This window comes from Actinopolymorpha sp. B17G11, from assembly GCF_040196095.1.
In the GTDB taxonomy this organism is placed as follows: domain Bacteria; phylum Actinomycetota; class Actinomycetes; order Propionibacteriales; family Actinopolymorphaceae; genus Thermasporomyces.
The window spans coordinates 92,824-118,822 of the sequence record NZ_JBEFTW010000016.1; the positions used below are offsets into that span (position 1 = coordinate 92,824).

The 25,999-nt window shown below is 70.2% G+C and carries 23 protein-coding genes and 1 riboswitch; of the genes, 21 read left to right on the forward strand and 2 right to left on the reverse strand.

Annotated features, from left to right (window positions below):
• Window positions 1-362: 362 nt before the first annotated feature.
• The 11 genes from ABN028_RS17855 to ligA all read left to right on the forward strand — a co-directional run bounded on the left by ABN028_RS17855 (window position 363) and on the right by ligA (window position 12,438).
• On the forward strand, window positions 363-1,256 hold the full coding sequence (locus ABN028_RS17855) for a sugar phosphate isomerase/epimerase family protein (RefSeq protein WP_349697349.1): 894 nt from the start codon (window positions 363-365) through the stop codon (window positions 1,254-1,256).
• A gap of 366 nt (window positions 1,257-1,622) precedes the next feature.
• Complete coding sequence (locus ABN028_RS17860) at window positions 1,623-2,414, forward strand: electron transfer flavoprotein subunit beta/FixA family protein (RefSeq protein WP_349326199.1); 792 nt, start codon at window positions 1,623-1,625, stop codon at window positions 2,412-2,414.
• A gap of 38 nt (window positions 2,415-2,452) precedes the next feature.
• A complete protein-coding gene (locus tag ABN028_RS17865; protein WP_349697350.1) occupies window positions 2,453-3,421 on the forward strand; it encodes an electron transfer flavoprotein subunit alpha/FixB family protein in 969 nt (322 codons plus the stop codon).
• Between the two features lie 47 nt (window positions 3,422-3,468).
• Window positions 3,469-3,567, forward strand: a riboswitch (TPP riboswitch).
• On the forward strand, window positions 3,558-4,370 hold the full coding sequence (gene thiM / locus ABN028_RS17870; protein WP_349697351.1) for a hydroxyethylthiazole kinase: 813 nt from the start codon (window positions 3,558-3,560) through the stop codon (window positions 4,368-4,370). Its footprint overlaps the riboswitch before it by 10 nt.
• Before the next feature lie 3 nt (window positions 4,371-4,373).
• A complete protein-coding gene (gene thiE, locus ABN028_RS17875) occupies window positions 4,374-5,033 on the forward strand; it encodes a thiamine phosphate synthase (protein ID WP_349326202.1) in 660 nt (219 codons plus the stop codon).
• Window positions 5,030-5,902, forward strand: coding sequence for a bifunctional hydroxymethylpyrimidine kinase/phosphomethylpyrimidine kinase (gene thiD / locus ABN028_RS17880; RefSeq protein ID WP_349326203.1), 873 nt, complete (start codon window positions 5,030-5,032; stop codon window positions 5,900-5,902). The genes thiE and thiD overlap by 4 nt, the downstream gene beginning before the upstream one ends.
• Window positions 5,886-6,599, forward strand: coding sequence for a TenA family protein (locus tag ABN028_RS17885; protein WP_349697352.1), 714 nt, complete (start codon window positions 5,886-5,888; stop codon window positions 6,597-6,599). The genes thiD and ABN028_RS17885 overlap by 17 nt, the downstream gene beginning before the upstream one ends.
• A gap of 180 nt (window positions 6,600-6,779) precedes the next feature.
• Window positions 6,780-8,057, forward strand: a complete 1,278-nt coding sequence (locus tag ABN028_RS17890) for a cysteine desulfurase family protein (RefSeq protein ID WP_349697353.1) — start codon at window positions 6,780-6,782, stop codon at window positions 8,055-8,057.
• Window positions 8,057-9,151, forward strand: coding sequence for a tRNA 2-thiouridine(34) synthase MnmA (gene mnmA / locus ABN028_RS17895; protein WP_349697354.1), 1,095 nt, complete (start codon window positions 8,057-8,059; stop codon window positions 9,149-9,151). Before ABN028_RS17890 ends, mnmA begins: the two co-directional genes overlap by 1 nt.
• 10 nt (window positions 9,152-9,161) lie before the next feature.
• Window positions 9,162-10,223, forward strand: coding sequence for a uroporphyrinogen decarboxylase/cobalamine-independent methonine synthase family protein (locus tag ABN028_RS17900; RefSeq protein ID WP_349697355.1), 1,062 nt, complete (start codon window positions 9,162-9,164; stop codon window positions 10,221-10,223).
• 124 nt (window positions 10,224-10,347) lie between these two features.
• Window positions 10,348-12,438, forward strand: a complete 2,091-nt coding sequence (gene ligA / locus ABN028_RS17905; protein ID WP_349697356.1) for an NAD-dependent DNA ligase LigA — start codon at window positions 10,348-10,350, stop codon at window positions 12,436-12,438.
• A 12-nt stretch (window positions 12,439-12,450) separates the two neighbouring features.
• Here ligA and ABN028_RS17910 read toward each other — a convergent pair whose 3' ends face one another.
• Entirely contained in the window at window positions 12,451-13,116 is a 666-nt protein-coding gene (locus ABN028_RS17910; protein WP_349697357.1) for an ACT domain-containing protein, read from the reverse strand.
• A 249-nt stretch (window positions 13,117-13,365) separates the two neighbouring features.
• On the opposite strand from ABN028_RS17910, the gene gatC reads away from it, so the two are divergent.
• From gatC to ABN028_RS17930, 4 genes are all read left to right on the forward strand, one after another.
• Window positions 13,366-13,683, forward strand: coding sequence for an Asp-tRNA(Asn)/Glu-tRNA(Gln) amidotransferase subunit GatC (gene gatC, locus ABN028_RS17915; protein WP_349326632.1), 318 nt, complete (start codon window positions 13,366-13,368; stop codon window positions 13,681-13,683).
• Window positions 13,683-15,176: an Asp-tRNA(Asn)/Glu-tRNA(Gln) amidotransferase subunit GatA gene (gene gatA / locus ABN028_RS17920; RefSeq protein WP_349697358.1), complete on the forward strand. Its 1,494-nt coding sequence runs from the start codon at window positions 13,683-13,685 to the stop codon at window positions 15,174-15,176. Before gatC ends, gatA begins: the two co-directional genes overlap by 1 nt.
• Before the next feature lie 17 nt (window positions 15,177-15,193).
• On the forward strand, window positions 15,194-16,702 hold the full coding sequence (gene gatB / locus ABN028_RS17925) for an Asp-tRNA(Asn)/Glu-tRNA(Gln) amidotransferase subunit GatB (RefSeq protein WP_349697359.1): 1,509 nt from the start codon (window positions 15,194-15,196) through the stop codon (window positions 16,700-16,702).
• A 159-nt stretch (window positions 16,703-16,861) separates the two neighbouring features.
• On the forward strand, window positions 16,862-17,437 hold the full coding sequence (locus ABN028_RS17930) for a Uma2 family endonuclease (RefSeq protein WP_349697360.1): 576 nt from the start codon (window positions 16,862-16,864) through the stop codon (window positions 17,435-17,437).
• Between the two features lie 31 nt (window positions 17,438-17,468).
• Here the strand turns inward: ABN028_RS17930 and ABN028_RS17935 are convergent, their stop codons facing one another.
• Window positions 17,469-18,632 (reverse strand): PQQ-dependent sugar dehydrogenase, encoded by a 1,164-nt coding sequence (locus ABN028_RS17935; protein WP_349697361.1) that lies wholly within the window; start codon window positions 18,630-18,632, stop codon window positions 17,469-17,471.
• Between the two features lie 54 nt (window positions 18,633-18,686).
• Here ABN028_RS17935 and ABN028_RS17940 point away from each other — a divergent pair, with 54 nt between their 5' ends.
• The 6 genes from ABN028_RS17940 (at window position 18,687) to ilvN (ending at window position 25,960) form a co-directional block, all read left to right on the forward strand.
• The gene (locus tag ABN028_RS17940) at window positions 18,687-19,634 is read left to right on the forward strand and encodes a 2-hydroxyacid dehydrogenase (protein ID WP_349326216.1); all 948 of its coding nucleotides are present in this window, start codon (window positions 18,687-18,689) and stop codon (window positions 19,632-19,634) included.
• 53 nt (window positions 19,635-19,687) lie between these two features.
• Complete coding sequence (locus ABN028_RS17945; protein WP_349697362.1) at window positions 19,688-20,890, forward strand: glycosyltransferase 87 family protein; 1,203 nt, start codon at window positions 19,688-19,690, stop codon at window positions 20,888-20,890.
• Between the two features lie 98 nt (window positions 20,891-20,988).
• The gene (gene ilvD, locus ABN028_RS17950) at window positions 20,989-22,662 is read left to right on the forward strand and encodes a dihydroxy-acid dehydratase (protein ID WP_349326218.1); all 1,674 of its coding nucleotides are present in this window, start codon (window positions 20,989-20,991) and stop codon (window positions 22,660-22,662) included.
• Between the two features lie 21 nt (window positions 22,663-22,683).
• Window positions 22,684-23,325, forward strand: coding sequence for a pyridoxamine 5'-phosphate oxidase family protein (locus ABN028_RS17955; RefSeq protein ID WP_349326219.1), 642 nt, complete (start codon window positions 22,684-22,686; stop codon window positions 23,323-23,325).
• Window positions 23,326-23,628: 303 nt separating this feature from the next.
• Entirely contained in the window at window positions 23,629-25,362 is a 1,734-nt protein-coding gene (locus ABN028_RS17960) for an acetolactate synthase large subunit (protein ID WP_502877543.1), read from the forward strand.
• A gap of 61 nt (window positions 25,363-25,423) precedes the next feature.
• Entirely contained in the window at window positions 25,424-25,960 is a 537-nt protein-coding gene (ilvN, locus tag ABN028_RS17965) for an acetolactate synthase small subunit (protein ID WP_349326221.1), read from the forward strand.
• Window positions 25,961-25,999 lie beyond the last annotated feature (39 nt).

The following is a 25,999-nucleotide window of genomic DNA, read 5'->3' on the forward strand; positions in this document are numbered from 1 at the left end:
GTGACGAGCGACACGAGGTCCATGGGAAACGGGTTTCCCGAAGACGACCACAGCGGGCGTTCGACGGTCAAGACCCCACTTTTCACACCAACCGGACAGGTGGAGTCGCGACCACCCCCGGCATGACCCCCGGACCGACACGCGGGGCAAGGCCAGGCACGACCTCGCTGCCCCGCTGTGGGGTGAAGAGCATAGTCCCCGGACGAACCGGCGCAATCCACACCGGAACGGTCCTGTTTCGGCCCAGAGCCGGCGGACTGCCCCACGACTCGACGGTGTTGTGTGGACGAGACTTGAGAGGTCGCTCCTTCCATGGCGGCAGCGGCGACAGTCCTCGTAGCGACGACGAGAGGGGTACGCCTGTGGGCGGTACCAGTGCCACCACTTCCACCACACCGGGCACACCGGCCAGCGACGCGTTCTTCACCAGCCTCAACCCCGGTGCGCTCGGTATCAGCCCGGGCTTCGAAGCGGCGGTGGAGCTCGCCGGCGAGTTCGGTTTCGGCGCGGTCGACCCGGACGGCCGCTACCTCGGGGAGCAGCCCGAAGCCGAGCTGTCGAAGGTGGGCGAACGCCTGGAGAGCGCGGGTCTGCGTTGGGGATCCGGTGGCGTGCCGGTCGACCTCACCGGTGATGCGGCGAAGTTCGCGGAGCAGCTGTCGGGTCTTCCGGCGTACGCGGCGACGCTGGCGGCGGCAGGCGTCGAGCGCGCGGGTACGTGGATCCGGCCGATGAGCGACGCGGTGACGTACCGGCGCAACTTCGCCCGGCACGTCGAGCGGGTCGGCCTCGTCGACGAGATCCTGAGCGGTGCGGGGATCAGGTTCGGGCTGGAGTACGTCGGGCCGAAGACCTTCTGGTCGACCGAGCTCTACCCGTTCGTCCACACCCTCGCCGAGGCGCGCGAGCTGCTGGCGGCGGTGGGAAGTTCGAACGTCGGCCTCATCCTGGACACCTTCCACTGGTACACCGCTGGCGAGACGGCCGACGACCTGCGCGGACTGACCGCTGACCAGGTGGTCGCCGTGGACCTCAACGACGCGCCGGTCGGCCGTGAACGCGACGAGCAGATCGACGGCCAGCGAACCCTCCCGGGAGCGACCGGTGTCATCGACCTGGCGGGTTTCGTCGGCGCGCTGCGCGACATCGGTTATGCCGGGCCGATCAAGGTCGAGCCGTTCAACGCGGAGCTTCGGGCGCTGCCGGTCCGCGATGTCGTGGCGAAGACGGCGGACTCCCTCTCCTCCGTCCTCTGACCCTCGCCCGGCTCCTCGTCGCGCGAACGGCTCCCGGCGTCCGCCGAGGGCGGCAAATGACCACGCTGAGCAGGTCTGTGGCACCCGGGACAGGTGCCGATGCCTCGTGAGGGTCCTGACGCCTGCTCAGCGTGGTCATTTGCACCGCGCCGAGGCTCCCACACGTCCCCGCGGCACGCTGGTTGCCGACTAAGCTACTGACGGGTAACGTCTCGCTGGTCGGGTTCGGGTCCAAGGTGTTCGCTCGAGTGCGTTCGCCAGGAGCGGCGAGCCTGGCAGGCTGGTAGCCACGCGAGCGCCCGCGACTCGCGGGGTGTTCGTTCAGCCGCGTAAGCGCCCGGAGCGAGTGAGGAGCCGGACCGGAGCATGAAGATCGTCGTCTGTGTGAAGTACGTCCCCGACGCCACAGCGGACCGCACCTTCGACCCTGGCGACAACACCGTCGACCGGGTGAACGTGCCCGGCCTGCTCTCCGAACTCGACGAGCACGCGATCGAGGCGGCGTTGACGCTCGCCGAGGCCGGTGATGCCGAGGTCACCGCCCTGGCGGTCGGCCCGCCCGACGCCGCCGCCGCGGTGAAGAAGGCCCTGCAGATGGGCGTGGACGCCGGCGTCCACGTCGCCGACGACGCGGTGCACGGTTCGGACGCGGTGGCCACCTCCCTGGTGCTCGCGAAGGCGCTGGCGAAGATCGGCGAGGAGGGTCCTGTCGACCTCGTCCTGTGCGGCATGGCCTCGACCGACGGCGGCATGTCGGTCGTTCCCGCGATGCTCGCCGAACGCCTCGACCTGCCGCAGGTGACTTTCGCCGCGAGCGTCGAGGTGGGGGAGGGCGGCGTACGGATCCGCCGGGACGGCGAGACCGCCACCGAGACCGTCGAGGCGTCCCTGCCGGCGGTCGTCTCCGTCACCGACCAGGCCAACGAACCCCGTTACCCGTCGTTCAAGGGGATCATGGCGGCGAAGAAGAAGCCGGTGCAGACCTGGAGTCTCTCCGACGTCGGCATCGACCCCGGCGAGGTCGGGCTGGGCGCGGCGAGGACGGCGGTCGCGTCGTACACACAACGCCCACCACGTCAGCAGGGCACGGTCGTCACCGACGACGGCGACGGCGGTCGGGCACTCGTCGGCTTCCTGGCCGAGCAGAAGTTCGTCTGAAGCACGCGCGCGGAAAGAGATAGGGGAAGGCTTCCGGCATGGCAGAGATCCTCGTCCTCGTCGACCACAGTGACGGCGCCGTCCGCAAGACGACCACCGAACTGCTGACGATCGCCCGCCGCCTCGGCGATCCCGCCGCGGTGTTCATCGGCAGCGGGTACCAACGCGCAAAGGACACCCTGGCGAGCTTCGGCGCCCAGAAGGTCTACCTCGCAGAAGACCCCGAGCTGACCGACTACCTCGTGGCACCCAAGGCGGAGGCTCTCGCCCAGGTGGCGGAGCGCGCGACGCCCGCCGCGATCCTGCTGACCTCCAGCGCCGAGGGCAAGGAGATCGCGGGACGGCTCGCGATCAAGCTCGACGCCGGCGTACTCACCGACGCGGTCGACGTGGTAGCCGGCGAGAACGGCGGCGGGCCGGTCGCCACCCAGTCGGTGTTCGCCGGCAACTACACCGTCGAGGCGAAGGTCACCCGCGGCACGCCGATCATCACGGTCAAGCCCAACGCCGCCACCCCGGAGCAGGCGCCTGCGCAACCGGTGGAGGAGAAGCTCGACGTCGCCGTGTCGGACCAGGCGAAGACGGCCCGGGTCGTCGAACGCACGGCACGCACCCAGACCGGCCGGCCCGACCTCACCGAGGCGGCCATCGTCGTGTCCGGCGGCCGTGGCGTCGGGTCGGCGGAGAACTTCGCCGTCGTCGAGGCACTCGCCGACGCGCTCGGTGCCGCCGTCGGGGCGTCGCGGGCCGCGGTCGACTCCGGGTGGTACCCACACGCCTACCAGGTGGGGCAGACCGGCAAGACCGTGTCGCCGCAGCTGTACGTCGCGGCCGGCATCTCCGGCGCCATCCAGCACCGGGCGGGCATGCAGACCTCGCGGACGATCGTGGCCGTCAACAAGGACGCCGAGGCGCCGATCTTCGAGATGGCCGACTTCGGTGTCGTCGGCGACCTGCACACGGTCCTGCCCCAGGCGACGCACGAGATCACCGAACGCAAGGGCTGACCGGCACACCTGGGTCGCATACCCGCCGCCGAGCGGGTACGGTCGAAGGCAGTGACGCGGGGTGCCCGTAGATCGTCCGGGCTGAGAACACACCCGTGGAACCTGATCCAGATCATGCTGGCGAAGGGACGTCGCGATGCCCGCAGCCGATGCTGCTGTGAAAGCTGACGACATGGCCGACGCGCTCGAGCGGTTGCGCGTCCAGACTCCACTTGTGCACTGTCTCACCAACGTTGTCGTGGCCGGATTCACCGCCAACGCCCTGCTCGCCGCAGGGGCGGCCCCGGCGATGGCTGACGCGGTGGAGGACGCCGACGTGCTCGCCCGAGCGGCCGGCGGAGTCCTCGTCAACATCGGGACCGTCACGGCGGCATCCGCCGACGGCATGCGGGCCGCCGTGGTCGCGGTGGGTGACGCCGGCGGTCGCTGGGTACTCGACCCGGTGGCCGCGGGTGCGTTGCCCTGGCGGGCGGCCCTGGCTGCGGAGTTGACGGAGCTGTATCCCCCTGCGGTCGTACGTGGAAACGCCTCGGAGGTCCTCGCACTCACCGGAGAGCTCGGCGGTCGGGGGGTCGACGCGAGTGCCGGACCGGACGACGCGGCCGCGGCGGCCACCGCGATCGCCGGCAGGTTCGGGGCGACGGTCGCCGTGAGTGGGGCTGTCGACCTGATCACCGACGGCGAGCGGATCGTCCGTGTCGAGAACGGCCATCCCCTGATGACGAAGGTCACCGGCGTCGGCTGTGTGCTCGGCGCGCTGGCGGCAGGGTTTCTCGCAGTCGTCGACGATCCTCTTCTCGCCACCGTGACGGCTACCGTGTTCCTGACGCTGGCGGCCGAGGACGCGGTGGCGCGGGCCGACAAGCCTGGTTCGTTCGCGGTGGGTTTGATCGACGAGTTGGCCACCGTCGACGGCGACCGTATCCGTACCGGCGCAAGGCTGCGTTGACAGGTGATCTCGTTGCGCCACCTGGACCTCTCGCTCTACCTCGTCACCGACACGAGGTTGTGTGGCGGTACGCAAGGTGTGGTTGACACCGTGCTGGCCGCTGTGACCGGTGGCGTGACGGCTGTCCAGCTACGCGACACCCACGCGAACGCCCGCGCGCTCGTGGCCCTAGCCCGTCGCCTGCGCGAAACCCTCTCTGAGACAGGCGTTCCGCTGATCGTCAACGATCGCGCGGACGTTGCGGCAGCGGCGGGTGCTGACGGAGTCCATGTCGGGCAGGAGGACCTTCCGGTCGAGGTCGCGCGGGCGCTCCTTGGTCCGGACGCCTTCGTGGGCTTGTCGATCCAGCGGCCGGATCAGCTCGCCGCGGTGCGTGAGCTGGCGGCGGGCGCCGTCGACTACCTCGGTGCCGGACCGGTCCTTCCGCAACGTACCAAGGGCGACGCCGCTGCTCCGATGGGCCTCGACACGCTGGCAGAGGTCGTCCGCGGAGCATCCTTGCCGGTCGTCGCGATCGGCGGGATCGACGCCGACAACGCTGCCGCTGTCCGGGCGACCGGGGTGGACGGCATCGCTGTCGTCAGCGCGATCTGCGGGACGCCGGACCCGGCCGCGGCGGCCCGAGCCCTGCGAAACTGCCTTGCCGTGAAGGAGGTTCGATGACACCGGCGTTGCGGACAACGCCCGACCCGGAGCGGCCAGGGGCTACGCCACCCCCGGTCGCGTTGACGATCGCGACGAGCGATCCTTCCGGTGGTGCCGGGATCCAGGCCGACCTCAAGACGTTCTCGGCACTCGGTGCCTACGGCACGGCCGTGCTGGTCGCCCTCACCGCACAGAACACCCGGGGCGTGACCGGTATCCAGGTGATCCCTACCGCGTTCATCGCCGAGCAGCTCGACACGCTGTTCGCCGACGTCTCCGTCGACGCGGTGAAGATCGGCATGCTGGCGAACGCCGCGGTGATCCGTACCGTCGCGGACGCTCTCGTCCGGCTTCGACCGCCGTGCATCGTTCTCGACCCGGTGATGGTGGCGGCGAGCGGCGACCGGTTGCTGGAACCCGACGCTGTCGCCGATCTGCGCGACCGGTTGCTGCCGCTGGTCGACCTCGTGACCCCCAACATCCCCGAGGCGGCCACGCTGCTGGCCCGCCCGCCTGCACAGAGCGTGGACGAAGCGGAAGAGCAGGCACGGGACCTGCGGCGCATGGGCGCGCGGAGGGTGCTGCTCAAGGGTGGCCACCGGCTGGACTCCGACGAGTCCACCGACGTGTACGTCGACGCCGAACGCACCCACCTGTTCAACGCCCCACGGATCAGGACCAGGCACACGCACGGCACCGGCTGCACGCTGTCGTCGGCGATCGCGGCGCTGCGACCCCAGCGTCCGGGCTGGCCGGAGGCGATCGGAGACGCCAAGGCCTACCTCACGGAGGCGATCGCCGCGGCCGACACGCTGGCTGTGGGTACCGGCAACGGACCCGTGCACCACTTCCACCACTGGTGGGGAAACCGTGACGCCGCCTCCTGATGCCGCTCCCGACCCGGCGCACAGTACGACGGACAGTACGGCGGGCAGTACGACGTTCAGTGCCGCGGCGTGGACCGCGAGCGCCGTGACCCGCGAGGCGATCGACACGCTGCCGTTCGTCCGCGGGCTGGGGGACGGCTCGCTGGACCGCGACCGGTTCGTCTACTACCTCGCCCAGGACGCGCACTACCTCGAGAACTACGCACGGGCGCTGGCCACGGCGGCGGTCAAGGCGGAGACGGTCGACGACCTGGCTTTCTTCGCCGGCTCGGCCAGGGACTCGATCCTCGTCGAGCGTGACCTGCACCGCCGCCACGTCGGCGACATCTGCCGGCACCCGGCGAGCCCGACCTGTCTGGCGTACACGTCGTACCTCCTGGGCGTCGCACACACCCAGGGTTACCCGGAGCTGGTGGCCGCGCTGCTGCCGTGCTTCTGGATCTACTCCGACGTCGGTACGCGGCTGCTGGAGCGGGCTGGGGCGTTGCGGGGGCATCCGTACGCCGACTGGATCGGGATGTACGCGGACGAGTCGTTCACCGCCGCGACCTCGACGGCACGGGCGATCGCCGACCGGGTGGCGGCCGGCGCCGGCGAGCCGACCCTGCGCCGGATGCACGCGGCCTTCGCCCGGGCGGCGACCTTCGAGTGGATGTTCTGGGACGCCGCCTGGCGCCGGGAGACCTGGCCCGCCTAGCACCGCGAGCCGCGGGCGCCGGGGAATGATCACGTTTACGTGATCATTCCCAACGACGCGGCAAAAGTCGACGTGCTTCGTTGGTACTTGCCGTGCATCGTCGGGAGCTCAGAGGGGCTCTTGTCGCGAACGTCGTGCTCGCCGCCCACGTGCCGGAGACGGTTATTACTCTGGAGGGCGATGGATGCCACGCCTTCCCCTGTCTACCTCGACCACGCCGCGACGACTCCGATGCTGCCCGAGGCCGTCGCGGCGATGGCTGCCCAGCTCCCGCGGCTGGGCAACGCGTCGTCCCTGCACGCGTCCGGCCGCGCGGCCCGGCGGGTCGTCGAGGAGTCGCGCGAGACGATCGCCCGGGCCCTGGGCGCCCGGCCGTCGGAGATCGTCTTCACCGGTGGCGGCACCGAGGCCGACAACCTCGCCGTCAAAGGCCTCTACTGGTCCCGTCAGGCCGCCGACCCGCGTCGGCGCCGGATCCTCGCGAGTGCGGTGGAGCACCATGCGGTCCTCGATGCGGTCCAGTGGTTGGCCGGCCACGCTGGCGCCGAGGTCGAGTGGCTGCCGGTCGACGTCGTGGGCCGGGTCGACCTCGACGCCGCCGTCGCGAGCGTGGAGCGGGATCCCACCTCCGTCGCGTTCATGACGGTGATGTGGGTCAACAACGAGGTCGGTACGGTCCAGCCGGTGTCCGAGCTCGCCGCACTCGCCCGGCGGCACGAGATCCCCTTCCACACCGACGCGGTCCAGGCCGTCGGCCAGCTGCCCGTCGACTTCACCGCCGCCGGACTCGACGCCATGACGGTGACCGGGCACAAGGTGGGCGGTCCGATCGGTGTCGGCGCGCTCGTCGTACGCCGGGAGATCGACCTCATGCCCCTCCTGCACGGCGGGGGACAGGAACGCGACGTCCGGTCGGGCACGCTCGACGTTCCCGCGGTCGCGGGGTTCGCCACGGCGGTGGAGTTCGCGACGTCACGGCACGTCGAGCTCGGGCGCACTCTGGCCGGTCTGCGGAACGAGCTCGTCCGCCAGGTCCTCGCCGAGGTGCCCGACGCCGAACTCAACGGCGAGCCGCTCGCCACGGACCAGCGCCAGCCGGCTGGCGAGACGCGCCGACTGCCTGGTAACGCGCACTTCTCGTTCCCCGGCTGTGAGGGTGACTCGCTGCTGCTCCTGCTCGACGCGCGCGGGATCGAGTGCTCCACCGGTTCGGCGTGCTCGGCCGGAGTCGCCGAGCCGAGCCACGTCCTGATCGCGATGGGACGGGACGAGGAGCGGGCCCGTGGATCGCTGCGGTTCAGCCTCGGCCACACCTCGACGCGCGCCGACGTCGACGCCCTGGGCACCGCGATCGGACCCGTCGTCGAGCGTGCCCGCGCCGCCGGGCTGGTCAACGCAGTCAACACCGCAGGCGTGCACGAGCGGGTCACGGGCACGACGACCGGAGGAGAACGCTGATGCGGGTGCTGGCGGCGATGTCCGGCGGAGTCGACTCGGCGGTCGCGGCGGCGAGGGCGGTCGAGGCGGGCCATGACGTCACCGGCGTCCATCTCGCGTTGTCGCGCAACCCGCTGTCCTTCCGCACGGGAGCCCGCGGCTGCTGCACTCTGGAGGACTCCCGCGACGCCCGCCGGGCCGCTGACGTGCTCGGGATTCCGTTCTACGTCTGGGATCTCGCCGAGCGTTTCCAGGCCGACGTGGTTGACGACTTCGTGACGGAGTACGCGGCCGGACGCACGCCCAACCCGTGCGTACGCTGCAACGAGAAGATCAAGTTCACGGCGGTGCTCGACCGGGCGCTCGCGCTCGGCTTCGACGCCGTGTGCACCGGCCACTACGCACGCCTCGTCGACGGTGCGGACGGACCCGAGCTGCACCGGTCGGTCGACCCGGAGAAGGACCAGTCCTACGTCCTCGGCGTGCTGACTGCCGACCAGTTGGCGCACGCGATGTTCCCGCTGGGTGGCTCCCACAAGACCGACGTACGCGACGAGGCGGCGGCACGAGGGCTCGCCGTCGCGGAGAAGCCCGACAGCCACGACATCTGCTTCGTCGCCGACGGTGACACTTCCGGCTTCCTCTCGCGCGAGCTGGGTGAGCGGCCCGGCACGGTCGTCGACGAGGACGGCACCGTGCTCGCCCGCCACGACGCGTCGTACGCCTTCACCGTCGGGCAGCGGCGCGGCCTGCACCTCGACCGGCCCGCCGCCGACGGCCGCCCGCGCTACGTCCTGTCGATCGAACCGGTGAGCCGCACGGTCACGGTCGGCCCGCGCGAGCGGCTCGCCGTGCGAGCGCTCGCGGGCACCCAGCCGCGCTGGTGCGGGTCGAAGCCGGCCGGTGTGGTGCGCTGCCGGGCCCAGATCCGCGCCCACGGCGAGGCGTTCGCGGCGCGGGCGTGGCTCGACGGCGAGACGCTCCGCGTCGACCTCGCCGACCACGCCGTAGGTGTCGCGCCCGGGCAGTCGGTCGTGCTCTACGACGAGAGCCGGGTCATCGGCTCCGCGACGATCGCCGACACCGTTCCGGCCGCGGTGGCGGCCGACTCGTAGCCTGTGCGTCGTGCCCAACGACATCGAGGTTCCTTGGCGCCCGGGTTCGGCGACCGGCGTGGGTTCGTTGCCCTTCTCCGACCCGTCGGAGGCGGCGAGGGTCGTCCTCGGAGAGCTGCCGGACCTTCCGCACCTGCCGGAGCTTCCGGGGCGCGGACCCGGCGCGGACATGGTGGGCCGCGCATGCGGCCTGCTCGTCGAGTTGGCGGTCGACCTGCAGCCCGCCGGCTGGCGGCTCACGACGGGAGAGGGACTGGACCAGGGCCGCGGCCGGTCGATGCTGGCACAGGACCTCGACGCGCTGGAGGAACTGGCCCAGGGTTACTCCGGGCCGCTGAAGGTGCAGGTCGCCGGACCGTGGACGCTGGCCGCATGCGTCGAACGCCCGCGCGGGGGCCGCGTCCTCGGTGACCCGGGCGCCCGGCGTGACGTCGCACAGTCGCTGGCCGAAGGGCTTTCCGGTCACCTGGTGGAGGTCCGGGGGCGGGTACCCGGGGCCGAGCTCGTCGTCCAGCTGGACGAACCTTCCCTGCCGTCCGTCCTGGCGGGTTCCGTCCCGACCGCTTCCGGGTTCTCCCGTTATCGGACGGTCGAGGAGTACGAAGTCCTCGAGTTGCTCCGCGGTGTCCTCGACCGGGTGGCGGGCGACGGGGCTCTCCCGGTCGTCCACTCCTGCGCGGCCGGTGTTCCGTTCGACCTGCTGGTGCGGGCAGGGGCGCGTGGGGTGTCCTTCGACCTGAGCCGGGTGCGGGAGCGCGATCTCGACGCGCTCGGCGCGGCGGTCGACGGCGGGGTGGCGCTGCTGGTCGGTGCCGTGCCGGCTACGCGTCCGGCGTCCGCGGCCGGCGCGGCGACGGGCGCTGTGACCGGGGGCACGGGCGCGGGACCGTCGGACAGCGACGTGGCGCGTTCGGTGACGGTCTTGTGGCGACGGCTCGGCTTCGCCGCCGACGAAGCCGCCCGCGGCTGCGTGGTGACACCCTCGTGCGGCCTTGCGGGCGCCGACCCGGCATGGGCGCGCACGGCGATGGCGCTGGCGCGCGACGCCGCGGCTCATCTGCGGTCGGCCTGATCACCGGACCTCGCCCGGCCAGCGGCCGCTCTGCCACCTGACCGGCCGGAGACCTCGCAGACGTCCGGCGTGAACTGGGGCGATGGGCAGCGGCCATGTCGGACCGCGGCGGTAGGTTGCTGCCATGAGCAAGCGGACCGCCGAGCCGTCCAGCAAGGCACGTGAACGGCACACCACCCTCGCGCAGGAGGTCGAGGAGCACAACTACCGCTACCACGTGCTCGACCGCCCGACGATCTCCGATGCCGACTACGACGCCCTCATGCGGGAGCTGCGCGACCTCGAGGACGCCCACCCGGAGCTGCGTACCCCCGACTCGCCCACCCAGAAGGTCGGCGCCACCTGGTCGGCCGACTTCGCCCCGGTCGACCACCTCGAACGCATGATGTCGCTCGACAACGCGTTCAGTCTGGAGGAGCTGCGCGCCTGGGCCGCCCGGGTCGAGCGCGAGATCGGCACCGAAGCGGAGTATCTCTGCGAGCTGAAGGTCGACGGCCTCGCCGTCGACCTCGTCTACGAAGGCGGGCGTCTGGTCCGCGGAGCCACCCGAGGCGACGGCCGGACCGGAGAGGACGTCACCGTCAACGTACGGACGATCGACTCCATCCCGACCCGGTTGGCCACCAGCGCAGACGGGTCGATGCCGCCCGATGTGTTGGAGGTCCGCGGCGAGGTCTACTTCCGCCTCCGTGACTTCGAGGAGATCAACGCGGGGCTCGTCGAGTCCGGCAAGGCACCGTTCGCCAACCCGCGCAACTCCGCGGCCGGAACGCTGCGCCAGAAGGATCCCCGGATGACTGCCCAGCGGCCGCTGCGGTTCGTCGCCCACGGGATCGGCAAACGCGACGGGTGGGTGCCGGCCCGGCTCTCGGAGGCGTACTCCAGCCTGCGCGACTGGGGCGTCCCCGTCAGCGACCACGTGCGGGTCCTCCGCACGCTGGAGGAGGTCGACGCCTACGCCCGCGAGTTCGGCGAACGCCGGCACGACCTCGACCACGAGATCGACGGCGTGGTCGTCAAGGTCGACCAGGTGCCGCTGCAGCGTCAGCTCGGCTCGACCTCACGGGCGCCACGGTGGGCGATCGCGTTCAAGTTCCCACCCGAGGAGGTCAACACCAAGCTGCTCGACGTCCGGGTCAACGTCGGCCGGACCGGGCGAGTCACGCCGTACGGCGTGATGGAGCCGACCAAGGTGGCCGGGTCGACGGTCGAGTACGCCACGCTGCACAACGCCCAGGAGGTCAAGCGCAAGGGCGTCCTCATCGGCGACACGGTGGTGCTGCGCAAGGCCGGTGACGTGATCCCCGAGATCGTCGGGCCGGTCGTCGACCTGCGGGATGGTTCCGAACGTGAGTTCGTGATGCCGAGCAAGTGCCCGGAGTGCGGCAGCCCGTTGCGGCCGGAGAAGGAGAGCGACGTCGACCTGCGCTGTCCCAACACCCGGTCATGCCCGGCGCAGCTGCGGGAGCGCCTGTTCCACCTGGCGGGGCGGGGGGCGTTCGACATCGAGGTGCTCGGCTACCAGGCCGGCACCGCCCTGCTCGACGAAGGGTTGATCCATGACGAGGGCGACCTCTTCGCGCTGACTCCCGAGCAGCTCGAAGGCTCGGAGTTCTTCACCACGAAGTCCGGCGAGCTCTCGGCCAATGCCAAGCGGCTGTTCCTCAACCTCCGGGCGGCCAAGACCCGCCCCCTGTGGCGGGTGCTCGTCGGGCTCTCCATCCGGCACGTCGGGCCGACGGCGGCGCAGGCGCTGGCCCGGACCTTCGGCGACCTCGACCGGATCGCGGCGGCGAGCGAAGAGGAGTTGGCCGCCGCGGAGGGTGTCGGTCCCACCATCGGGGCGTCGCTCGTGGAGTGGTTCGCGGTCGACTGGCACCGCGAGATCGTCGAGAAGTGGCGGGCGGCCGGCGTCCAGCTGCGCGAGGAGATCGAGCAGGGTCCACGGCCGCTCGAGGGCGTCACGGTCGTCGTCACCGGCAGCCTCGAAGGCTTCTCCCGCGACGAAGCAACCGAGGCGATCACGGCACGGGGTGGCAAGGCGTCGGGCTCGGTGTCGAAGAAGACCGGCTTCGTCGTCGCCGGTGACAACCCCGGATCGAAATACGACAAGGCCCGCGACCTCGGCGTACCCATCCTCGACGAGGCAGGCTTCCAGGTGCTCCTGGACGACGGCCCCGACGCCGCCCGCGAACGCGCACTTCCCGCGGAGTAGCCGCAGGTCGGGCTACTCCTCAGACGCCAGTGCCATGACGCTCTGGGAGAGGGCGGCGAGGTAGGCGAGCCGGGCCAGCTCCGAGTCGAGGATGTCGGGGCCGCCGTACCTTCCGACGACCAGAGCCCGGCACGGCTGGCCGAGGGGCACCGCGGCCGCCGCGACGTAGCGCCACCCGTGGCCCTCCCACTCGGCAGGAATGCTCAACCGGCGCGCCGAGGGGAGCGGGAACCAGAACGCCTCGCCCGCTGGGAGTCGTGGTGCCGTCCTCGTCGCATGGACGATCTGTGTGCCCTCGGTCCCTTCACCCGAGTGGACGAGGAACGCCCAGTCCGCCCGGAAGACGGTGGGTGCCTGGTGGACCAGAACGCGTTCGGCGTCGGTGGGTTCCTCGGTCATCGCCTCGATGGCTTCCAGGTCGTGGCGCAGGTTGCCGCCCGCCGCATACCGCGAGAGCCACACCACCCGGACACCGGGCACCGAGTGGCAGGCCGAGACGAGGGCGTCGGCACGTCCACCAAGGGGAAGTTCGACCACGAAGTCGTCGACCGCCGTACCGTCATCTTCACGGCCCATCACGTCGACCGCCACGATGTCGGCACCGGTCTTGCCGAGCGCCGAGGCAACGGTCCCCAGCGCACCTGGTTCGTCAGGGAGTACGACGCGGACGAGGTACACACCATGATTGTCGCAGCGAATGATCGGCGACGTTGTTGCTTCGAGGTCAAGTTCCGTGACGAGTCATGCCGGTGTGCCCGTGGGGAGCCCGATCGGTGGCCCTCCTAGGATTGCCGGACCAGGCCCTGCCTGCGTGATCATGAAATCTCCTCGGCGTCAGAGCACCGCGCAGTCTTCATGATCACCGGACGAGGCTCAGGGCTCGGCACCAACGGCAAGGACAACGCGACGGCAAGAAGGGTCACCACCGTGCCTGCGATCACCCGCGAGGAGGTTGCGCATCTGGCGCGCCTCGCCCGGATCGACCTGACCGATGACGAACTCGACCATCTCGCCCCCCAGCTCGACGTCATTCTGCAGTCGGTCGCCCAGGTAAGTGACGTCGCGGCACTGGACATCCCGCCCACCTCGCACCCGCTGCCGCTCACCAACGTCTTCCGCGCCGACGAGATACGACCCGGCTTGTCCGCCGAGGAGGCCCTGGCCGGTGCGCCACTGGTCGACGGCGAGCCGGCCGTGGAGACGCAGCGATTCCGCGTACCTCGGATCCTCGGCGAGGAGGCGTGATGACCGACCTCACCAAGCTCACGGCGACGCGGATCGCCTACCTGGTCCGCACCGGCGACGCATCCGCGGTGGAGGTGGCGCAGGCCCATCTCGACCGGATCGCCAAGGTCGACGACCGGATCCACGCGTTCCTGCATCTGGACGCCGAGGGTGCGCTGGCGGCCGCGCAAGCCGTCGACGAGAAGCGTGCCGCGGGGGAGCCGCTCGGTCCGCTGGCCGGCGTGCCGCTCGCCCTCAAGGACGTCTTCACGATGAAGGGCGTGCCGACCACCTGCGGATCGAGGATCCTCGAGGGGTGGCGGCCGCCGTATGACTCGACCGTGGTGCGGCGCCTGCGTGCCGCAGACCTCGTGATCCTCGGCAAGACCAACATGGACGAGTTCGCGATGGGGTCGTCGACGGAGAACTCCGGGTACGGGCCGACTCGCAACCCGTGGGACACCGATCGGATCCCGGGTGGTTCGGGGGGCGGCTCGTCGGCGTCGTTGGCGGCGTACGAAGCACCTCTCGCGATCGGCAGCGACACCGGCGGATCGATCCGGCAGCCGGCGTCGGTCACGGGAACGGTGGGGGTGAAGCCGACCTACGGCGGAACCTCCCGCTACGGCCTGGTCGCCCTCGCGTCGAGCCTCGACCAGCCGGGCCCGTGCGCCCGGACCGTGCTCGACGCGGCGCTGCTGCACGAGGTCATTGCCGGCCACGACCCGATGGACTCGACCTCGATCGACCGGCCGGTGCCGCCGGTGGTCGACGCCGCCCGTGCCGCCGACATCCGGGGCCTGCGGGTCGGCGTGGTGAGAGAGCTCGGCGGCGAGGGTTACCAGCCTGGGGTCGAGCAGCGGTTCCGCGAGGCGGTCGACCTGCTCGGCGAGTTGGGAGCCGAGGTCGTCGAGGTGTCGTGCCCGCACTTCGTCCATGCCCTGGCGGCGTACTACCTGATCATGCCGAGCGAGTGTTCCAGCAACCTCGCCCGCTTCGACGCGATGCGCTACGGCCTCCGGGTCGGCGACGACGGCACGCGCAGTGCCGAGGAGGTGATGGCGTTGACCCGCGAGGCAGGTTTCGGCCCCGAGGTGAAGCGCCGGATCATGATCGGCACGTACGCCTTGTCCAGTGGCTACTACGACGCCTACTACGGCCAGGCGCAGAAGGTCCGCACCCTCATCGCACGGGACTTCGAGCGCGCCTTCGAATCGGTCGACGTGCTGGTCTCGCCGACCACGCCGACGACGGCGTTCCGGATCGGCGAACGCGTCGACGACCCGCTGGCGATGTACAAGGCGGACCTCTGCACGATCCCGTCCAACCTTGCCGGCAACGCGTCGGCGTCGTTCCCCTGCGGCCTCTCTGCCGATGACGGCCTGCCGGTGGGCCTGCACGTGATGGCGCCGGTCCTTGCCGACGACCGGCTCTACCGCGTCGGTGCGGCGGTCGAGGCGGCGTACGCCGAACGCCGCGGCCGCCCGCTGCTCGACGATGCGCCGACCCTCTAGATGATCGAAGGACGCTGATGACGACCGGGACCATGCCGAGTTTGCTCGACTACGACGAGGCGGTGGAGCGTTACGACCCGGTGCTCGGGCTCGAGGTGCATGTCGAGCTGAGCACGGTGACCAAGATGTTCTGCGGTTGCCCCACGGAGTTCGGCGCGCCGCCCAACACCCAGGTCTGCCCGGTCTGCCTCGGCCTGCCCGGATCGCTGCCGGTCGTCAACGGCAAGGCAGTCGAGTCGGCGATCCGGATCGGCCTCGCTCTCGGCTGCGACATCGTGGACTGGTGCCGGTTCGCCCGGAAGAACTACTTCTATCCGGACATGCCGAAGAACTACCAGATCAGCCAGTACGACGAACCGATCGCGGTCAACGGCGAGGTCGAGGTCGAGGTCGAGGGGCGTACGTACACGATCGGCATCGAACGCGCCCACATGGAGGAGGACACCGGCAAGTCCACCCACGTCGGCACGAGCGGCCGGATCCACGGCGCCGACTACTCGATCGTCGACTACAACCGCGCCGGCATCCCGTTGATCGAGATCGTGACCAAGCCGATCGAGGGCACGGGCGCGTTGGCGCCACAGGTGGCGCGGGCCTACGTCTCGCAGCTGCGTGACCTGATGCGGGCACTGGGCGTCTCCGACGTACGCATGGAACAGGGCTCGCTGCGATGCGACGCCAACGTGTCGCTGCGGCCGCAGGGTGAGACGCCGTACGGCCTGCGGACCGAGACGAAGAACGTCAACTCGCTGCGTTCGGTGGAGCGTGCCCTGCGGTACGAGATCTGCCGGCAGGGGGCCATCCTCGACGCGGGTGGCAAGGTCACGCAGGAGACCCGGCACTGGCACGAGGACACCGGCATCACGACGTCCGGACGTAGCAAGGAGGAGGCCGAGGACTACCGGTACTTCCCCGAGCCCGACCTCGTGCCGGTCGCGCCGTCGCCGGAGTGGGTGGAGGAGCTGCGGGCCACCCTGCCGGAACCGCCGAGCGCGCACCGCAAACGGCTCGCCGAGGCATGGGGCTTCACCGAGATGGAGTTCCGCGACGTCATCGGCGCGGGCGCCCTGCACCTCGTGGAGGCGACCGTCGAGGCAGGCACGACCCCGGCGGCGGCCCGCAAGTGGTGGCTCGGCGAGCTGGCACGCCGGGCGAAGGAGGCCGAGGTCGAGCTCGAAGCGCTCCCGATCACGCCGCCACAGGTGGCCGCCATCCAGGCCCTCGTCGACGCCGGCACCGTCAACGACAAGTTGGCGCGCGAGGTCTTCGACGGCGTCCTCGCCGGCGAGGGTACGCCCGAGGAGGTCGTCAAGGCGCGCGGTCTCGCCGTGGTGAGCGACGACTCCGCGCTCGGTGCGGCGGTCGACCGGGCGATCGAGGCCAACCCCGATGTGGCGGAGAAGATCCGTGGCGGCAAGGTCGCCGCCGCGGGGGCGCTGATCGGTGCCGTGATGAAGGAGATGCGTGGCCAGGCCGACGCGGGCCGGGTCCGCGAGCTGATCCTGGAGCGCCTCGGCGCCGAGTAGGTCCGGCGCCCGGCGGAAACGTCCTGCACCGTTGCAGTCGGGGCCGATGAGGTCGAGTCGATCTTCGCCGTCGGTGCCGCCATCTACCCTTCGAACTCCTGATCGAAGGGTAGTTGCCATGCCACACTGGTGTGAGCGCTCCGCTGGAGGTGTCGCGCAATGGGTGCAGTCACGACCGAGGATCCCGACGTGTGGGTCAACCACCCGGGGCCGTGGACCGAGGAAGAGTTCCTGGCACTTCAGGAAAGCCGGTGGGTCGAGCTGGTGGACGGGAGCCTGCTCGTGAATCCCAGCCCGGGCGCTCTCCACCAGGACTGGACGCGCCGGCTGGCCAACTTTCTCGAGGCTGCGGCTCCTGAGACTTTGAACGTCCATTATGAGGTGAACGTCCGGATCGTTCCGGGTCGGATCCGCATTCCTGATGTCGTCGTGACGCATGAGCTGCATCGATCGATGATCTTCGAGGGGAGCCGAGCACTTCTGGTGGCTGAGGTCGTCTCGCCCGGCAGCGGGCGACGTGATCGGGACGAGAAGGCGATCGACTACGCGATGGCGGGAATTCCGTGGTACCTCGTGGTCGAGCCCGATGACAGCGGTCGGCCGGCGTTCTGGCTACGGCGCTTGGAGGTCGAGCGCTACGTCGATCATGCGCGTGCTTCTTGCGGCCAGACCATGCAGTTTCCGGATGTGGGGGCGGAGATCGATCCGGCCCAGCTCGACCGCCGCCACACCTGAACTCAGCGGTCGACCGACGCTACACCTGAGCTCAACGGTCGAGGGACAGCCGCAGGATCCGGTCGTCGCCGTCGCGCGGGTCGCCACGGCCGTCGGTGTTGCTGGTCGTGAGCCACAGTCCGCCCCCCGGCGCCGGTGCCACGGTACGCAGCCGGCCTAGGTCTTCGGTGAAGAACGCCCGCGGCTTGCCGATGACGCGACCCTCGTCGATCTGGATCCGCCAGAGACGTTCGCCACGGAGTCCAGCCATCCACAACGCACCGTCGACGTACGCAAGGCCCGACGGCGAGGCCTCGTCGGTGGGCCATTGCGCGACCGGATCGACGAACCCGCGCTCGCCCGCGACACCTTCGACCTCGGGCCAGCCGTAGTTCCGACCTGGCCGGATGAGGTTGAGCTCGTCCCAGGTGCTCTGGCCGAACTCGCTCGCCCACAGCCGCCCGTCGTCGTCGAACGCCAGCCCCTGCACGTTGCGATGCCCGTAGCTCCACACCGGCGAGTCGAACGGGTTGCCGGGCGCGGGGTCACCGTCCGGCGTGATCCGCAGGATCTTCCCGCCGAGGGAGTCCAGGTCCTGGGCGAGCGGCTCGTCGGACGCCTCACCTGTGCCGACGTAGAGGAAGCCGTCCGGGCCGAAGACCATGCGGCCGCCGTTGTGGATGCCGCTCCCGGGAATGCCGTCGAGGACCGTCTGGGGGCGGCCGAGCCGGGAACCTGTGTACGGCATGCGTACGATCCGGTTCTCGTCCCCGGCGGTGTAGTAGGCGTACACGAACCGGTCGCGCTCGAAGGTCGGCGACACGGCGATGCCCAGCAGACCGCCCTCGCCGCCCGGCACCACGCCGGGGACGGTGCCGACGGTGGACACCGCGCCGCCGCGGGCGATCCGCTTGATCCCTGCAGTGTCACGTTCAGCCACCAACGCAGCGCCGTCAGGCAGGAAGGCCAGTCCCCAGGGGGACGTGAGGCCGGTGGCGACCGTTCCAGCGATCCGGGGAGCGGGTGGGGGACCGGCCCGGCGGGAGTCCTCGCCCTCGTCCTCAGCTGGCGTGCTCTCCTCGGGAGAGGACGACGCGGTAGCTGTTTGCGACGAATCCGGCGGATTTCCGTTGGTCTCCGGTGCGGGGTCGTCCGCGCAGGCGCCGAGCAGGCCAAGTGCCGTGGTCGCGACGACGGCGACGATGACATGACGCACTGGTGGCTCCTCGATGTGTGAAACGTGCCCTCGCTGCGGATAGTCTCATGGCCCGTGGAGAGCAGGCAGAGTGTCCGGCGTCCGGCGTCCCCACCCGCGCGGGTCTGGCTTCCCGAGCCACCTGCCGTCTATTCCGGGTTGCCCGACGGTCTGGTGATCGACGTCTACGACGGTAGCGCTGAGCCGCCGGAGTCGCTCGCGGGAGTGACCTTCTACGTACCGCCGTACATGGCCGGACCCCACACGGTCGAACTGGTCGCCAGCATGCCCGCGCTCGAGGTGGTGCAGACCCTGACCGCGGGCGTGGAGAACGTACGCCCGCACCTCGGCGAAGGCGTCACCCTCTGCAACGCGCGTGGTGTCCACGACGCCAGTACCGCGGAGCTCGGGGTGGCGCTGATCCTCGCGTCCCTGCGGGGGATCCCCGAGTTCGTCCATGCGCAGACCGAGCACCGGTGGGCGGACGGTCGAAGGCAGGCCCTTGCCGACAAGCGTGTCGTGGTCCTGGGTGCCGGGTCGATCGGACAGGCGCTGGCCCGTCGGCTGGCCCCCTTCGAGTGCGAGGTGACCCTGGTCGGGCGTACGGCACGGGGCGGCGTCGCGGGCGCAGCGCAGCTGGCCGACCTGTTGCCCGCGGCCGACGTCGTCGTCCTGCTCGTACCGATGACGGACGAGACCCGCGGCATGGTCGATGCGAAGTTCCTCGCCCAGCTGAAGGACGGCGCTCTGCTGGTCAACATCGCGCGCGGGCCGATCGTGCAGTCCGACGCTCTGCTCGCCGAGCTGTCGAGCGGGCGGTTGCGCGCCGCGGTCGACGTGACCGATCCGGAGCCCTTGCCTGCAACGGATCCGCTCTGGGACGCGCCCGGGCTGCTGCTGAGTCCACACGTCGGCGGCAACACCTCGGCATTCGTTCCCCGCGGCCGTGCCCTGGTGAGCGCACAGCTGCGCCGCTACGTCGCCGGCGAGCCGCTCGCCAACGTCGTCACCGGCTCGTACTGACCCGGATCCGGTGACCAAGGACGGGACACGCCCACGCTGGAAGGAGCAACCGAGTGCGGAACCGGGTAGCCATCGTCGTGCAGGTGGCGTTGCCGATCCTGGCGGCGTTGCTGGTCGCGCCGTTCTCCGTACGCTTCGAAGGGTTCTGGCCCTGGGATCCGCGGGTCGTCGACCTGGAGGTCTACCAGTACACCGGCCAGGTCCTGATCCAGGGCGGCGACATCCTCACCGCCCGCACGCCGCGCGACGGGTTGGCGTTCATCTATCCACCGTTCGCGGCACTGCTGTGCCTACCCCTCGTCCTCGTCACGCCGGTCCTGCTCAAGGCGCTCTGGCTCGCGGCGGCGGCGGTCGCGGTGGTGGGGGTCGTCCATCGGCTCGGGTTGACCGGTTGGTGGCTCAGCCTGGCGGCCACGGCTGCCGTCCTCTTCGTCGAGCCCGTACGGGAGACGCTGGGATTCGGTCAGGTCAACGTCTTCCTGATGGCGATGGTCGTCCTCGACCTCGTACCCGGCCCCCGCCTCCCCCCATGGCGGCGGCGTCTGCTGCCGCCCGGCGTCCTCACCGGCCTGGCGATGGCGATCAAGGTGACGCCTGCCCTCTTCGTCGTCTACCTCCTTCTCGCCCGCCAGTGGCGGACGGCGCGCACCACACTCATCGCGGCAGGAGCGGCGACGTTGCTGGGTGCGGTCCTCATGCCGCGGGAGTCGCTCGCGTTCTGGCAGTTCCTGCTCGCCGGCGACACGCGGACGGGATCGACGTCGTTCCTGTTCAACCAGTCGATTCTCGCGGCGACGTTGCGCTTCGCCGGCAACGGAATGGCCGTCTACTACGCGGGCCTCGCGCTCAGTGCCGTTGTCGCGTTCGCCGGAGCGTGGGCAGCGGCACGCTGGCATGTACGCGGGCAGCCGCTCCTCGCGGTCTCGCTGTGTGGCGTGGCCACCCTGCTCGCCTCGCCGCTGTCGTGGACGCACCACTTCGTCTGGGTGGTGCCCCTTGCCGCGGTGGTCGTCGACCGCGGGCTGCCCGCCCTGGTACGTGGCTTCTCAGCTGCGTTCGTGGTCTGGGTCGCGGCCGCGGAGTTCAAGCATCTGCCCTGGGGTGAGGACGTCGAGCTGACCTACGGTCCGGCCGAGCAGTTGCTCAGCGGTGTGACGCCGATTCTCGGAACGGTTCTCGTGGGGATCGCTCTGGTCGAGGGCCACCGCTCCGCCAAGCGGACCGCACAACATAGTGCCGAGACTGCCGCCGTGTGAGGGCGCCGTACAGTGAGGGGGCGGAGATCCCGTCCCACGTCGCTGCCATCAGCAGCCTCCACGCACCAACTGTGCGGCGAACGAGGAGCCGAACGACCATGACAGACATCAAGCCCCGCAGCCGGGAAGTCACCGACGGGATCGAGCGCGCAGCCGCCCGCGGGATGCTCCGCGCGGTGGGGATGGGCGACGAGGACTGGGAGAAGCCGCAGATCGGCGTCGCCTCGTCGTGGAACGAGATCACCCCCTGCAACCTCTCCCTCGACCGGCTGGCGAAGGCCGCCAAGGACGGCGTGCACGCCGGCGGTGGCTACCCGCTGGAGTTCGGCACGATCTCGGTCTCCGACGGCATCTCGATGGGTCACGTCGGCATGCACTTCTCGCTCGTGTCCCGCGAGATCATCGCCGACTCGGTGGAGACCGTCGTCGAAGCCGAACGCCTGGACGGCACGGTCCTGCTCGCCGGCTGCGACAAGAGCCTGCCCGGCATGTTGATGGCGGCGGCCCGGCTCGACCTCGCGTCGGTGTTCGTCTACGCCGGCTCGATCCTGCCCGGCAGAGTCGACGGCCGCGACGTCACGATCATCGACGCGTTCGAGGCCGTCGGCGCCTGTGCCCGAGGGCTCATCACGCGAGAGAAGGTCGACGAGATCGAGCGCGCCATCTGCCCGGGCGAGGGCGCGTGCGGCGGCATGTACACCGCCAACACCATGGCGAGCGCGGCCGAGGCGCTGGGCCTCGCGCTTCCGGGTTCGTCCGCGCCCCCGGCGGTCGACCGACGCCGCGACGGCATCGCCCGGCGTTCGGGCGAGGCGGTCGTCGAGATGCTGCGCCGAGGGATCACCGCGCGCCAGATCCTTACCAAGGACGCGTTCGAGAACGCGATCGCCGTCGTGATGGCGCTCGGCGGCTCGACCAACGCCGTCCTGCACCTGCTCGCGATCGCCCGCGAGGCCGAGGTCGACCTCACCCTCGACGACTTCAACCGGATCGGCGACAAGGTGCCGCACCTGGGAGATCTCAAGCCGTTCGGGCGTTACGTGATGAGTGACGTCGACCGGGTGGGTGGCATCCCGGTCGTGATGAGGGCCCTGCTCGACGCGGGGCTGCTGCACGGCGACGCGCTCACGGTGACCGGCAAGACGCTGGCCGAGAACCTCACCGACATCGACCCGCCGGACCTCGACGGCACGATCATCCGGGCCATCAAGGACCCGATCCACCGCACCGGCGGGCTCACGATCCTGCGTGGTTCGCTCGCGACCGAAGGTGCGGTCGTCAAGAGCGCGGGCCTGGACGCAGCTGTCTTCGAGGGCCCGGCGCGGGTCTTCGAACGCGAACGCGGCGCCCTCGACGCCCTCGAGGACGGCACGATCCAGGCCGGAGACGTCGTGGTGATCCGCTACGAAGGCCCCAAGGGCGGCCCGGGCATGCGCGAGATGCTTGCCATCACCGGCGCGATCAAGGGTGCGGGTCTCGGCAAGGACGTCCTGCTCCTCACCGACGGTCGCTTCTCCGGCGGCACCACGGGCCTGTGCGTGGGCCACGTCGCGCCCGAGGCGGTCGACGGAGGTCTGATCGGCCTGGTTCGCGATGGCGACGTCGTACGCCTGGACATGACCGCGCGCACGCTCGACCTCCAGGTCGACGCCGACGAGCTCGAACGCCGCCGGAAGGACTGGGAGCCCCTGCCGCCGACCTACACCCGCGGTGTCCTCGGCAAGTACGCCAAGCTGGTGAAGTCCGCCGCGCACGGCGCCGTCTGCGGCTGACGGCTGAGTGGGGGAGGACACATGGGCAAGATCCACGAACGCATCGACGGTCGGCTGCGGACCTTCATCGAAGCGCAGAAGATGTTCTTCACCGCCACCGCGCCGAGCGGGTCGGACGGGCACGTCAACGTCTCGCCCAAGGGGGTCGGCGGCACGTTCGCGGTGATCGACGAGCACACCGTCGCCTACCTCGACATCACCGCGAGCGGCGCCGAGACGATCGCGCACCTGCGGGACAACGGCCGGATCACGCTGATGTTCTGCGCCTTCGAGGGCCCACCCAACATCGTCCGCCTGCACGGGCGAGGACGGGTGGTGTCGATCTACGACGACGCGTACCCCGCGTTGGCCGAGCTCTTCACCGAGCATCGTGGTGCCCGCGCGGTGATTGTCGTGGACGTGCACCGGATCTCGGACTCCTGCGGTTACGGCGTACCCCTCATGGACTACGTGGGGGAGCGCGACCTGCTGCCGCCGCACATGGACCGGAAGGGGCAGGAGGGGCAGGTGGCGTACCGCCGGAAGAAGAACCTGCACAGCATCGACGGGCTCCCGGCGTTCACCGATGATCCGGCGCCCGTGCCGGACGATCCAGGCGCCCCGGAGGGTGACGACATGCGGACCGAACGTCCGGATGTCGAGACACGCGAGGCTTCGGCTTGACGTGAGGGGCGACGGTCAGAGAACGTGCATGCGTGCGTCCACAGATTCTCGTACTCCGACAGCGCGCCGGCTGAGCCCTCACACGGCTGACACAGCCAGCGCGCACCCCTCGTTGCCCGTTCGGGCCGGGGGGTTTTTGTTTCCCCGGCAACGACAACACAGACTTTCGACGACAACACCGACAACGCCGTCGCTACGGAAGGGCGAACGATGAGCGACCAGACGACCGGAGGCCGCACCCCCGGCGCCGCCCACCCGAAGGGCACGCAGCCGACGGGTGGAGCGCAACCGACCGGTGGCCAGATGACGGGCGCGCAGAGCCTGATCAAGGCGCTGGAGTCGGCCGGTGTCGACACGGTCTTCGGCATTCCCGGAGGAGCGATCCTTCCGGCCTATGACCCGCTGCTGGACTCGCACAAGATCCGCCACATCCTGGTCCGCCACGAGCAGGGTGCCGGCCACGCCGCCGAGGGGTACGCACTCGCCACCGGCAAGGTCGGTGTCTGCATGGCGACCTCCGGACCGGGCGCGACCAACCTGGTGACGCCGATCTCCGACGCGTACATGGACTCCGTTCCGATGGTCGCGATCACCGGCCAGGTCCCGGGGAGCGCGATCGGCACCGACGCCTTCCAGGAAGCCGACATCCGCGGCATCACGCTCCCGATCACCAAGCACAACTTCCTCGTGACCGACCCGGCGGAGATCCCGCGGACCATCGCCGAGGCGTTCCACATCGCGTCCACCGGTCGTCCAGGCCCGGTCCTGGTCGATGTCGCCAAGGACGCCCTGCAGGCGATGACGACGTTCTCCTGGCCCACCAGCCTCGACCTTCCGGGCTACCGCCCGGTGACCCGGCCCCACGCCAAGCAGGTGCGCGAAGCCGCGCGGCTGATCACCGAGTCGCGGCGGCCGGTGCTGTACGTCGGGGGCGGCGTGATCAAGGCCCGCGCGGCCAAGGAGCTGCGGGTCCTCGCCGAGATGACCGGCATCCCGGTCGTCACGACCCTGATGGCGCGGGGTGCGTTCCCCGACAGCCACCAGCTGCACCTCGGCATGCCAGGCATGCACGGCACGGTGGCGGCGGTGAGCGCGCTGCAGAAGTCCGACCTGCTGATCTGCCTCGGCGCCCGGTTCGACGACCGCGTGACCGGCAAGCTGTCGACGTTCGCGCCGCAGGCGAAGGTCGTCCACGCCGACATCGACCCCGCGGAGATCTCCAAGAACCGCACCGCAGACGTGCCCATAGTCGGTGACTGCCGGGAGGTCATCGCCGATCTCGTGGTCGCGATCCAGGCCGAACACGGCGCCGGTCGCCATGGTGACTACACCGCCTGGTGGCGGCTCCTGGACGACTGGCGGAACCGGTATCCGCTCGGCTACGCCAAGCCCGACGACGGCTCGCTCGCGCCCCAGCAGGTGATCGAGAAGATCGGCCAGGTCGCCGGTCCCGAGGCGTTCTACGTGGCGGGTGTCGGGCAGCACCAGATGTGGGCGGCGCAGTTCATCTCGTACGAGAATCCCGGCACGTTCCTCAACTCCGGTGGCGCCGGCACGATGGGCTTCTCCGTTCCCGCCGCGATGGGTGCCAAGGCGGGCCGTCCGGATGCCACGGTGTGGGCGATCGACGGCGACGGCTGCTTCCAGATGACCAACCAGGAGCTCGCCACCTGCGCGCTGGAGAACATCCCGATCAAGGTCGCGGTGATCAACAACTCCAGCCTCGGCATGATCCGGCAGTGGCAGACGCTGTTCTACAACGAGCGCTACTCCAACTCCGACCTGCACTCCACCCGGATCCCCGACTTCGCCAAGCTGGCGGAGGCGTACGGCTGTGTCGGTCTGCGCTGCGAGCGGCCCGAGGACATCGACGACGTGCTCGCGAAGGCGATGAGCGTCAACGACGTTCCGGTGGTCGTCGACTTCGTGGTCCACCGTGACGCGATGGTGTGGCCGATGGTGGCGGCTGGCACGAGCAACGACGACATCAAGATCGCGCGCGACCTGGCACCCGACTGGGAGCACGACGACCTGTGAGTCCGTACGCCCGTTCCGGCGTTCTCGTCTTCCCCACGTTCTAGGAAAGGAACGAAGAGCAGTGTCCCGACACACGCTGTCCGTGCTGGTCGAGAACAAACCCAGCGTCCTGGCACGGATCGCCGGCCTGTTCTCCCGGCGCGGGTTCAACATCGACTCCCTCGCGGTCGGACCCACCGAACACCCGGAGGTCTCGCGGATGACGATCGTCGTCAACGTCGAGGACCTTCCGCTGGAACAGGTGACGAAGCAGCTCAACAAGCTGGTCAACGTCATCAAGATCGTGGAACTGGACCCGGCGACGTCGGTCCAGCGCGAGCTGCTTCTGGTCAAGGTGAAGGTCGACACGCAGACGCGGGGGAGCGTGCTGGAGACGGTCCAGCTGTTCCGGGCGAAAGTGGTCGACGTCGCTCCCGATACGGTGACGATCGAGGCGACCGGCAACTCCGAGAAGCTCGAGGCGATGCTGCGGGTCCTGGAACCGTTCGGGATCCGCGAGCTCGTGCAGTCCGGCATGGTCGCGATCGGGCGAGGCAGTCGTTCGATCACCGACCGTACCCTCCGCTCGCTCGACCGGGCGAGCGAGCGCAGCGCCTGAGGCTTGTGGTAAGAGCACCCAGAAAGAACGTACGAAGGA

Bases quoted from the DNA above. Each gene is read 5' to 3' on its own strand.
- ABN028_RS17860 (WP_349326199.1), top strand. From the start codon at position 1,623: ATGAAGATCGTCGTCTGTGTGAAGTACGTCCCCGACGCCACAGCGGAC.
- ABN028_RS17865 (WP_349697350.1), top strand. From the start codon at position 2,453: ATGGCAGAGATCCTCGTCCTCGTCGACCACAGTGACGGCGCCGTCCGC.
- thiM (WP_349697351.1), top strand. From the start codon at position 3,558: ATGCCCGCAGCCGATGCTGCTGTGAAAGCTGACGACATGGCCGACGCG.
- thiD (WP_349326203.1), top strand. From the start codon at position 5,030: ATGACACCGGCGTTGCGGACAACGCCCGACCCGGAGCGGCCAGGGGCT.
- ABN028_RS17890 (WP_349697353.1), top strand. From the start codon at position 6,780: ATGGATGCCACGCCTTCCCCTGTCTACCTCGACCACGCCGCGACGACT.
- mnmA (WP_349697354.1), top strand. From the start codon at position 8,057: ATGCGGGTGCTGGCGGCGATGTCCGGCGGAGTCGACTCGGCGGTCGCG.
- ligA (WP_349697356.1), top strand. From the start codon at position 10,348: ATGAGCAAGCGGACCGCCGAGCCGTCCAGCAAGGCACGTGAACGGCAC.
- gatA (WP_349697358.1), top strand. From the start codon at position 13,683: ATGACCGACCTCACCAAGCTCACGGCGACGCGGATCGCCTACCTGGTC.
- gatB (WP_349697359.1), top strand. From the start codon at position 15,194: ATGACGACCGGGACCATGCCGAGTTTGCTCGACTACGACGAGGCGGTG.
- ABN028_RS17930 (WP_349697360.1), top strand. From the start codon at position 16,862: ATGGGTGCAGTCACGACCGAGGATCCCGACGTGTGGGTCAACCACCCG.
- ilvD (WP_349326218.1), top strand. From the start codon at position 20,989: ATGACAGACATCAAGCCCCGCAGCCGGGAAGTCACCGACGGGATCGAG.
- ABN028_RS17955 (WP_349326219.1), top strand. From the start codon at position 22,684: ATGGGCAAGATCCACGAACGCATCGACGGTCGGCTGCGGACCTTCATC.
- ABN028_RS17960 (WP_502877543.1), top strand. From the start codon at position 23,629: ATGACGGGCGCGCAGAGCCTGATCAAGGCGCTGGAGTCGGCCGGTGTC.